Consider the following 11,638-nt stretch of genomic DNA (forward strand, 5'->3'; position numbering starts at 1 on the left):
TTCGCAATCAGGCACACACGGATCACAGGTGCAAAACACTGGCGATGGTGTTGCCATGAACGGCATCTTATTTAGGCAAAGATTGGTGGCCACTACCTGCGATAATGCCAGCGACAGTTCGCTGAATTGATGAGGACAGCTTGCAAAGTTTATAGGGAAGATGACCCACAACTTAATGTCCAAAGTCAGTCACCGGTTAGGCGCAGAATCATTGAAAACGGCAATTAATCCGGGATAATTTTTTGCCTGCAAATACTTTGCAATAGATGAAAAATCGCGTTGTGGAATCGGACATGCTCTGACAAGAATAACGTTTGACCACCTGCCCAACACAACTGTTTCCCTCCTCGGCAGGCAGCTCTCGTCGGCGATAAATTTAAATTCGCCGGACCACCACCAGTGAGACTTCCCATGAAACGTTTACACGATCTTGTATCGCTCGCCCGAGCTTGCTCTGAACCACGCAGGTTCAATCGTCGCAAAAAAGAAAGCCAGCAACAGGCGAACTATAAAGCGTTGGAGTTGCGACAGTTGTTGGCAACGATTGTATGGACGACCGGTGACATCTCCGGAAATAGCGATGTCTCCACGAACGGAACTTCTGTTTTCGCCATCAATGGATCAGATTCAACTGGGCCGATCACGACCGTTAACGGAGTCGAATTTGTAGCTTCCATTCGAGCCAACGCTGCTTCAGAGTCACAAGCACAATCTCCTGGCAATGAGTCGCTTACGACAACGATCAATAACGACAACGGCGGTTCATTTACAAACGGTGGCATCAACGGCGCGATGGGCTCTCTCATCAATGGCGCATGGTGGGGAGCTTCTTCGGGCAACTTGGCCACGGCCACTCTATCAGGGCTCACGGTCGGAGATGAATACGAAGTCCAGATTTTCTCCAGTGATGGTCGTTCAAACAGGCACGATGGCTATGTCACGAGACTGAATAATGGCGCCGGCGGCACTGGAGTCGACCTTCAGTTGAACAATCAACCATCCGGAAACCGCGCAGGTGACTTTGGGACTGGAACCTTTACGGCGGACAGCTCCACGCAAACTATCGAGCTATCCGGCTTCGTCGATGGTGCCGTCAGCGAAGGGCGGATACAGATCAACGCGATCCAACTGCGAAAGCTTGATTCTGTCATTCTTCTGCCTGGAGCGCATCCGTTGATCAATGAGTTTTCGGCATCCAACAACAGCGTTCTTGACGACGACAACGGAAACTCGAGCGACTGGATAGAGATATTCAACGCTGGCGAAGACTCGTTGGATTTGGCTGGATACTCATTAACAGATAACTCGACCAACACAACAAAATTTGTTTTCCCAAGTCAGCCACTTGAAGGAGGACAGTATCTCGTTGTGTTTGCTGGCGATGACGAAGCTCCCGCGACGGGAACAGATTTGTACACGGGCTTTGCGTTAAGTGCTGGCGGAGAATATGTCGGGCTGTACGATCCTGCTGGCAGCCTGGTTACCGAGTTCGCGGTCGGCGGAGGCGACTACCCGGCGCAGTACACGGACGTAAGCTACGGGTTTGAGGCTGATGATACGTACAGCGTGCCAAGCTTCTTTGCAACGCCAACGCCAGGCTCGCGCAACGTCAACCCAGTCGATGGCGTCATCGAGGAGGTGCCGACGGTAAGCGTTGAACGAGGGTTCTATGATGTGGCCTTCGATGTCAACGTTACTTCGCAATCCCCAGGTGCGACGCTCGTTTACACCACTGATGGAACCGAGCCGAGCTTAACCAATGGCATTCAGGTGAATCCCGCGAATGCCAATTCGTTAGCTCAATTTGGCCTGACGATTTCAGAGACGACATCGCTTCGCACGGCCGCCGCCAAGGAAGGTTTCCTGACTCGCAGCACCACAACGCACACCTACGTTTTCCTCGACGATGTGATTTCGTCAGACGTCATGGACACGGACATCACGCAGGACCCACAGTACGCCAGCTTGATGCGGGATTCACTGCTGGACATTCCAACGCTTTCGTTCAACTACGAAAACGTCATCGTGAACAGTGACCTTCCGGAGCAACGGGCTTCGATCGAATGGCTTGCTCCTGATGGTAGCGAGGGGTTTCAGATCGACGCGGGCATCAAGGGATTTGGCGGCTACTTCACCGATTTCGCCAAGAAGAACTTTCGTGTTAATTTTCGCAGCCAGTACGGTGCATCGAAGCTCGACTTTCCACTGTTTGAAGGATTCGACAACGGTATCGCTGTCGCTACGGAGGATTTCGATAGCCTGGACTTCCGTTCCGGCTCGCACGACATGGTCCAACGTGGCTTCTACATGTCGAACCGTTTTGTCGATGACACCCTGATGGATGCGGGTCACGTTGTGCCACATGGTCGATTCGTTCACATCTACACCAATGGTGTGTATTGGGGCCAATATCACATGCGCGAGCGCTGGGATGCTGACTTTCTGTCGCAGTACTACGGTGGCGATGACGATGACTATGAAGCCGTAAATGGAAATGTAAACAATGGAAATAGCACACCCGATGGTTGGTCTCCGGGGGATGTCTACGATGGCGAAGGGACGGCATGGAGCAACATCAAGTTACTCGCCGACACCGACGGAAGCGGCAACCCAACCGGAGGCTATCAGGAGCTGAAAGAAGCGGTGAATCTCGAGCAATACATCGATTACATGTTGGTGTACATGGCCGGTTCATCTGAAAATGAGTACCGCGCAGGCGGATCGTCCAATGGCGTCGTGCCTTACACGTTCACGCTCAATGACGCCGATGGTTGGTTGCGGGGGACTGGAGACAGGACCGACAATGCCGGGCCAGGAAATATACTCGGAACGCTTGTCGACGAAGCTGATCCTGAATTCATGACGTTGTACGCCGACCGCATTCATCACATGTTTGGCGAAGACGGCGTGTTGAGCCCGGATCGAAGCGTTGAACGTTTGCAAAACCGGTTGGACGAAATAGAGCTTAGCTTTATCTCCGAGTCGGCCCGTTGGGGTTATCGCACGCCTGATTCCTGGGCCAGTGCAGCGGACAGCGCGATCCAAAATATGCTGCCGAATATCGCCGACGAAATGCTCGACAACTTCCGTGCGAGAGGTCTTTATCCAAACTTCGATGCGCCTGAGTATCTGGTTGACGGAGTTTCGCAAAGCGGTGGCGAAGTCATTCAGAACGCTTTGCTGACATTTAGTGCAACTGGATTGATCTACTACACCGTCGACGGATCGGATCCACGACTAACTGGCGGTGGCATTAACCCCGATGCTCTCGTTTACGATCCCGGATCGAGTGACCTGACCATTTTTGGTTCTGGATCTACGTGGAAGTATGAGGACTCGGGGGCCAATCTTGGGACAGCTTGGAGAAGCAGTTCGTTTAACGATGGTGGTTGGAGTTCAGGTGCTTCCGAACTGGGCTATGGAGACGGCGACGAGGCAACCGTTGTCAGCTTTGGATCGGATCCTGACGACAAGTACATTACGACCTATTTTCGGAAGACTTTCAACGTCGCGACTGGTGACTTCGACGCGGCCGAGCTACTACTGAAACGTGACGACGGAGCAGTGGTATACCTTAACGGGACAGAGATCGTTCGGTCGAATATGCCCGCCGGAACGATAGATTTTGAAACCGTCGCATCTGGTGCGATTGGCGGAGTGAGCGAAGATGCATGGAATGTCTTTAGCATCGACCCTGCCCTGCTCCAAACTGGCAGCAACACCTTGGCAATCGAAATTCACCAGGCAAATGCTACCAGCAGTGATGTTACGTTTGATGCAGAACTGATTGTGACTACCCAGAATTCATCATCCTCTCCTTACGTACTTGGTAGCTCAACCAATGTCAGGTCGCGAACGATAAGTGGTGGTCTATGGTCGGCTCTACATGATGCAACGTTTGTCATTCCAGCGGCGCAATCTGAAATACGCATTTCTGAAATTCACTACAACCCAGCCGATCCGACTGCGGACGAGATTGCGGCAGGCTACGACGACAACGACAACTTCGAATTCATCGAAGTCTACAACCCGAATCCTGTTGGATCGATCAATCTCGCGGGAATGCAACTGTCCGACGGCGTGACCTTCAGTTTTAGTGACGTGGAGCTGTTGCCGGGAGAGCGAGCCGTTGTGGTTGAGGACGCCGATGCGTTTTTGCACAGATACGGAAACAGCGTTTGGGTTCTGGGCGAATGGAATGGCGGACTTGATAACAGCGGTGAACGGGTTGATTTGATCGACAGTACGTTCGCAGAAATCATGTCCGTCAACTATGGAGACAACGATCCGTGGCACGCTCCTGCTGACGGGCATGGATTCAGCATCGTGCTGGACCAACCACACAGCACATCCGTCGCCGCTCTGGGCAAGTACTACAGCTGGAGAACGAGCACTGAGTTTGGCGGTACGCCGGGTGAAGCATCAGCCCAGCCTCTTGGAGTCGTGGTCAACGAAGTTCTCGCGCACACCGACGCACCGCAAAGCGACAGCATCGAATTGTTCAATCCGACGTCAACGGCAATTGACGTTGGCGGATGGTACTTAAGTGACGACGGCGATTCGCTTCTCAAGTTCCAGATTCCAACGGGAACCGTGATTGCAGCGGGTGGTTACGCCGTGTTCAACGAGGATGATTTTAATCCGAATCCGTCGAACCCTGGCCCAAATGATTTTGCTTTGAGCTCTGCTGGTGATCAAGTATTTCTCAGTCGAGCCAACGGCGAGAACTTACTGGATTTGCAGGATGCCGTTGAGTTTGATGCTACGTTTAATGGAGACTCGCTGGGAAGACTACCTAATGGAAACGGTCGACTGTTCCGGCTCGCTGAAACATCGTTTGGAAGTGCTAACGGAGCCCATGCGGTTAGCGGATTGTTGATTAGCGAGATCAACTACCATCCCGATTCCCCGACGGCTGCGGCGATCGCAATTGACCCGACTCTAACGGATTACGATCTTGAGTTTATCGAGATCGCGAATCCGACCAATGCTGTCATTGACTTGACGAACTGGCGAATCCGAGGCGAATCGGACTATGACTTTGAAGCAGGGACCTCAATTGCTGCAGGTGGCACGATCGTCGTTTTGGCTTTTGACCCGGCCGACTCAATGAACGCGACCAGGTTGGCAGCATTCCTGGAGCACTACGGACTTGATTCCGCAGACAAACTGGTGGGCGGCCTTTCGGGCTCGCTGTCCAACAGCTTTGGGCGAATCGCTTTGCAGCAGCCGGACACGCCCAACGACAAAGTGATCCCTCGTGTTGTTGTGGATGAAGTCGTCTATGATGACCTTGCCCCCTGGGCTGACGCGGATGGCAGTGGCTCAAGCCTGAATCGAATTGGCCCCAATGAGTACGCCAACGATCCCAATTCGTGGGAGGGTTTATCACCGACTCCGGGAAGCAGCATCCTTGTTCGTCCGTCTGTAACGTCCGTTGTCATCGGTGATGGTTTGAGCCAACGTTCAACGATCGACAAGTTGGTCATTAGTTTCCAGGGTGAAGTGGACATCGCGACGGATGCAATTTCGATCATTCAGCTAAGCGACGCGAATGGAATCAAGACCTGCTCTGTGGTTGACAGTTCTTTTACCACGGAGACCATTGCCGGGAATACCATCGTTACGATTTCGTTCCAGAGCGAGACCCGAAATTCGCAAGGCGCTCTCGTAGATGGCAACTATGAGTTAACTGTTTACGGTGGGAAAGTAACTCGAACCGGCACCCAAGTTACGCTGGGTGAAAATTATGTGCTTGGAGATGTTGCCAGCGACAATTTCTTTAGTCTCTATGGCGATTTCAACGGATCGCGAAACGTAAACATTTTCGATCTACTGAGCTTCCGCCAGACCTATGGCCTCTCAGTTGGAGACCCAGGCTTCAATGCCGATCTCGATTACGATGGTAACGGCACGATCAACGTTTTTGACCTGCTGCGTTTCAGGCAGAACTACGGAAAAACACTCCCGTTCGATCCAGTTTAAAGATCTTCCACCTCGACAGGTATCGCATGCAGTCAATTCGAATCGCTCTATACTGTCTCGTCGCATTTCTCTTACCTCGACTCGATGGATTCGGCACCGCTGCGTCTGGAAATGAAACCAGAACGCCCAACGTGATCCTGCTGATGAGCGATGACCAAGGCTGGGGTGACGTTGGGTTCAATGGCAACAAGAACATTTTGACGCCGAACCTCGACGCGATGGCTGCGGCAGGCGTCAAGTTCAATCGCTTCTATGCGGCATCGCCGTTGTGCTCTCCGACGCGAGGCTCATCCCTGACGGGAAGGTATCCGTTTCGATTCGGTGTCTTGGCAGCACACACAGGTGGCATGCGAGTCGGCGAAGTCACAGTCGCTGAGATGCTAAAACAGAAAGGCTACCGAACGGGCTTTTTCGGGAAGTGGCATATTGGTTGGGTGAAAGAAGAAGATGCGGGATCGCGAGGATTCTTTTCGCCACCAGGACAACATGGCTTTGATCACTGGTTTGCAACCACAAGCGCCGTTCCGACTTGGGATCCCTGTGTCACACCAAAGGGCTGGAAAAAGTGGGGTGCAACAGAAGGCCAGCCCTGGAAAGGCGGCGCTCCCTATGTGCTCAATGGAACTCCCGTCACTGAAAACATGGCGGGCGATGACAGTCGCGTTGTGATGGACCGGGTGATCGACTTTATCAGCGACGAAAAACAGAACGACAGACCCTTTCTGGCCACCGTCTGGTTTCATGCTCCGCACGAGCCCGTTGTCGCTGGTGAAGAGTATCAAAAGCTCTATCCCGATGCTGGCAAGAAACGAAAGAACTACTACGGTTGCATCACAGCGATGGATGAACAGATTGGTCGACTACAAAAGAAGCTTCAAGAGTTGCAACTCACTGACAACACGATCGTTTTCTTCTGCAGCGACAATGGCCCGGCTGATGGGTTGGCTAAAAAAGGCATCGCTTCGGCCGGCAAATTCAAAGGTCACAAGCATCAAATGTACGAAGGCGGAACGCTTGTGCCGGCCTGCGCCGTTTGGCCCGGCGTGATTCCGAATGGAACCGTTACCGATGTCCGCTGTGCGACCGTCGATTTTTTTCCAACGATCGCGAACATCGTTGACTTCAAGTTCAAAGAGAAACCAGCGCGGCCTATCGATGGGATCGACCTTTTGCCCGTCGTTCGCGGCGAGACTTCCAGTCGGCCGACTGACCTGTTCTTTGGTTACCGCCGTTTGGTGTCGGGCATTGATGGGCAAGGCTTGATCCGCGGCGACTGGAAGATTTTGCAGGAAGCAACAAAAGGCGACAAACGGCGGATACGATTGTATAACCTGGCCAGCGACCCCTATGAGCGAAAAGATCTTGCACAGCAGAATCCCGAGATGCTCGAATCGATGAAACAGGCGATGCAAGAAGTCAACGACAGCTGTGCGCGTAGTCGCGACGGCGCAGACTACCGTTACTAAGCCCGACTTTTTCGCCTCGTCCAAAAAAACCAAGCAACTAATTCCATGAATCGACTTCCCATTGCTTTGTTAACACTCGTCGCGGCTTTTGTTGTTGACATTTCGCAGACATCAGCTCAAGACGAGTTCAAGGCGACTCCCGGAGTCACGATCGAACGGGATCTCGACTTCCTTGCCGCCGGACGGGAAGAGAAACTGGATCTGTATCGTCCGGAGAAGAATGAATCTAACGCACTTCTTCCGGCGGTCTTAATCATTCACGGCGGCGGTTGGGGCAAAGGCGACAAAGGACGCGAACGGGAGTTCGTTTCGGGAATAACACTCGCCAAAGCCGGCTACGTCGCGATCAGCGTCAATTACGAGCGGCGAAAAGGGAAACGTTGGCCGGGAAATTTACACGACTGCAAAAACGCTGTTCGATGGCTGCGAACAAACGCAGAAGAACTCGGTGTCGACAGTGAAAACATCGGAGTCATCGGTGGCTCTGCGGGTGGGCACTTGGCGCTGATGGTGGCCTATACAGGCGATCATTCAAAGCTGAGCCCCAACGATCTTTATCCTGACGTTTCCGATAAAGTCAGCGCCTGCGTCGACATGTACGGCATCACCAACTTGCTCACACGACGCGTCACCGACGAAAAAGGAAATCCGACGGACGAACTGAAAAAACATCGTCTGTTCAGCAAGAATCGTGACGAGGCACCAGTCATGTGGCGCAACGCGTCGCCTGTGACTTACATTGACGCAAATACGCCGCCGACGCTGATCCTTCACGGCACGAAGGACAAAACGGTAGACCGCGATCAATCGAAAGAACTCTACGCTGCCTTGCAGAATGCTGGCGTCGAGTCTGAGTTGAAAATGATCGAAGGCGCTGGGCACGCGTGGCCTCTGAAGAACGATGATTTTGATTTGAGATCGGATGTCGTGGCTTTTTTTGACAAGCACCTCAAGACTCAGGCGACCCCAAGAACTTCGAGGAACAGAGCTTCAAAACTTGCACAGGGCGACCGCCCGAACGTCCTGTTCATCGCAGTAGACGACCTCAACGACTGGCAAGGCGCGCTCAACGGCCATCCGCTAGTCAAGACGCCCAACATGGATCGGTTGTTCAAGCAGGGCGTGCTGTTCACCAACGCACACTGTTCGCAAGCGGTCTGCAACGCGTCGCGGAATTCGGTCCTGAGCGGTTTGCATCCATGCTCTTCCGGTTGGTATGGCTCGACCAAGATCATGCGTGCATCCTACAAAGACGTGATGCGTGACCACACGATGATGCCGCAGTTCTTCCGTGACAGTGGCTATCACACAATGACCGCCGGCAAGATCTATCATCAAGGCGCTTCTGACTTTCCCGATCTGACGGATCGACTTTGGGACGAGATTGCTCCGGGCTACAGAATCCCCAGGCATCTGCTGGAGCGTGGCGATGGCTATGGTGGAAGAAAGTTCTATCCGTTTCCTAAAAACGGCAGCCAGATGAGCCGCCAACTTGGCGAAGACTACAAAGACGGCAACTCGCTGTGTTACGGTGCTCTTGATCGCGAAGACATGCCCGGCGGAAAAATGTATGACGAGCTGATTGCTGAGTGGGCTGTTGGCAGTCTCAAGAAAGATTATGAAAAGCCGTTCTTCATGGCTGTAGGCTTCGTTCGGCCACACGTTCCGTTCACTGCGCCGAAGGAATTCTTCGACCTATACAAACTGGAAGATATAAAAGCCCTGGACGTCCCTGAAAACGAAATGTCCGACATTCCCATGATGGGCAAGTCGATTGCTTACGGTCGACTCAAAGGAGGAGACGATCACGCCATTTCAAAAGTTAGCGATACGTTTTCGCGAGAGTTGATTTTGGGATATCTGGCGTGCGTTTCATTTGTGGATGCACAAATCGGCAAAGTCGCGGATGCCCTCGAAGCGAGTGACTATGCTGACAACACGGTAATCGTTTTGTGGTCCGACCACGGCCAGCATCTGGGCGAAAAACGTCGTTGGCGAAAGCAAACGTTGTGGGAAGAAGCCACTCAAGTTCCGCTGTTCTTTAAAGCTCCAGGGAACAAGACAACTCCGTCCAAAAACGATCAAGTCGTCAGCTTGCTGGATATTTATCCGACACTTGTCGATCTGTGTGGCTTGCCGGTTTCAGATCGGCTTGAGGGCGAATCATTGATTCCGCTTTTCAAGGACCCAAAGATCAGTCGTTCGCGACCGGTCGTGAGCGGCTGGTACTACGGCAACCTGGCGGTGCGAAGCAATCGATATCGCTACATTCGTTATCGCGACGGGTCGGGCGAGCTTTATGATCACCAGTCGGATCCCGGCGAGCATCGAAATTTGATCGACTTGCCGGAGTCGCAACAGATCATCGCCGAACATGAAGGCTGGCTTCCAATTGAACCCGCGTTGCCCGCTGGTTCGACAACGTGGAAAGCAGACAAGCTGGACAGGCAAATCGAGCGGTGGCAGAAAAATGATTCTGTGCCGGATTGGTTGAAGTGAAATTTGGCGGTAGCGGAAAGCTGAGTTGACGCAGCGATTTATCAGCCGATGAGCGCCAGCCCCGGTTACCTGTGCCGCAACCGGGGCTAGCGCCTATCGGCTAGTTGGCTCAGCGAAATACATCTTTTAAAAGCATGAAAATGAATCGTAGTCTCTTTGCCCTGTTCGTCATTATTTTCGCGTTCGCTTTGGCCGACACGATCATGGCTCAGGATCAGCCAAACATCATATTTTTGATGACCGATGACCAGCGCTGCGACAACCTTGGTTGCTACGGCAGGCCCGAGTTTAAAACAACCAACATCGACCACCTCGCCAGGCAAGGCGTGGTCTTCGACAACGCCTACTACGCCGTTTCCATTTGCATGCCCAGCCGCGTGACGATGATGACCGGCCGCTTCATTTCCAGCCACCAGGTCGGGTTTTCACCGCCGTACGACCACACGCTTTCCCAATCTGACTTCCGTGACAGCTATCCTGCTCAACTAAAAGCAGCCCGCTACCGAACTGGCTTCATTGGAAAATTTGGATTCAACGTGACCGAGATTTCGCGGCGACCAAACGGAAACAAGGGTTACGATTTCGAAAAACAATTGAAGGAGTATTTCGACTTCTTTGCCGGCGACGGAACGCACACTGGCGGAGAATCAAAAGTCTGGCCGCAAGAAGATGCAAAACTGGTAGCCATCTACGATAGAGGCCGCAAAAATACTGGCAGGACACTCCGGAACGGCGAGGCGATGTTGCACTTTCTGGACACGCAACCGAAAGACGTGCCTTTTTGTTTGTCAGTCAGTTTCCTCGCGGTGAAACACGACAGCAACTCCCACATGCATGCGCCTCACTTTGACCTTTTCAAGGATCACGAATTTTCGGTGCCGGAAAACTGGGTCGAAGGAGCCAACGAGAAACTCCCAAAAGTCGTGAAGGAGAACTGGCGTGGTTCGCCGCTGCATGTCCAGCGATCTTCGACTCCTGAACTTTATCAACGACAAGTGCGGCGATTCGCGGCTCAGGGTTACACCGTCGATCAGCAAGTCGGGCTAATGATGGACAAACTGGAAGAGAAAGGTCTGCTACAAAACACGGTCGTCATCTACACCAGTGACAACGGTCGGTTCCAAGGTTCGCACGGGCTGTTCGATAAAGCTTTGTTGTACGAAGAATCCATGAAGGAGCCGCTGATCGTCTTCGATGGTCGAAAGCCAGAATCGCAGCGGGGACGCCGGGAAGACGCGATGATCTCTTCTGTCGATATCGCGCCGACGATTCTGTCACTGGCAGGTGTGCAGCCACCTGAATCCATGCAGGGGAATGACTTTAGCAAGATTCTGAATCAAACTCAGGACATGTCACTTTGGCCCAGGGTTGTGTTTATGGAGAATCTTTTTCTCGTTTCACTCCGTGGTGCACGAAACAAACCGAACGCGGTCGAGATCAACGAGAAAGCGATCGCCCGCAACAAATCGTATCGTTGTCACGGTGTTCGCACGAAACGCTGGAAGTATTTCGTCTACTACGAACACGATCCAAAGATCGAAGAGCTCTACGATCTCCAGGCCGATCCGTTCGAGCAGAACAACCTAGTCGACGATCCTGCGTTCGAGGGAACCGTGAAGAAGCTGCGGAAGCAAACCGAAAAAATGTACTCTCGTGCGTTGGAGTAGTTAGTGGTCTGGCAATTCTGA

Annotated in this window: 4 protein-coding genes; all 4 read left to right on the forward strand. The window is 52.7% G+C overall.

Annotated elements, in window-relative coordinates; translation table 11 throughout:
* Positions 1-411 precede the first annotated feature (411 nt).
* A complete protein-coding gene (locus MFFC18_RS22800) occupies positions 412-5,985 on the forward strand; it encodes a lamin tail domain-containing protein (protein WP_075084462.1) in 5,574 nt (1,857 codons plus the stop codon).
* A 26-nt stretch (positions 5,986-6,011) separates the two neighbouring features.
* The gene (locus MFFC18_RS22805) at positions 6,012-7,451 is read left to right on the forward strand and encodes a sulfatase family protein (RefSeq protein WP_075084461.1); all 1,440 of its coding nucleotides are present in this window, start codon (positions 6,012-6,014) and stop codon (positions 7,449-7,451) included.
* A 45-nt stretch (positions 7,452-7,496) separates the two neighbouring features.
* Positions 7,497-9,950: a sulfatase-like hydrolase/transferase gene (locus MFFC18_RS22810; protein ID WP_084417104.1), complete on the forward strand. Its 2,454-nt coding sequence runs from the start codon at positions 7,497-7,499 to the stop codon at positions 9,948-9,950.
* Positions 9,951-10,090: 140 nt separating this feature from the next.
* On the forward strand, positions 10,091-11,617 hold the full coding sequence (locus MFFC18_RS22815; protein ID WP_238381258.1) for a sulfatase-like hydrolase/transferase: 1,527 nt from the start codon (positions 10,091-10,093) through the stop codon (positions 11,615-11,617).
* Positions 11,618-11,638: the final 21 nt, after the last annotated feature.

It is taken from the genome of Mariniblastus fucicola (assembly GCF_008087665.1).
In the GTDB taxonomy this organism is placed as follows: domain Bacteria; phylum Planctomycetota; class Planctomycetia; order Pirellulales; family Pirellulaceae; genus Mariniblastus; species Mariniblastus fucicola.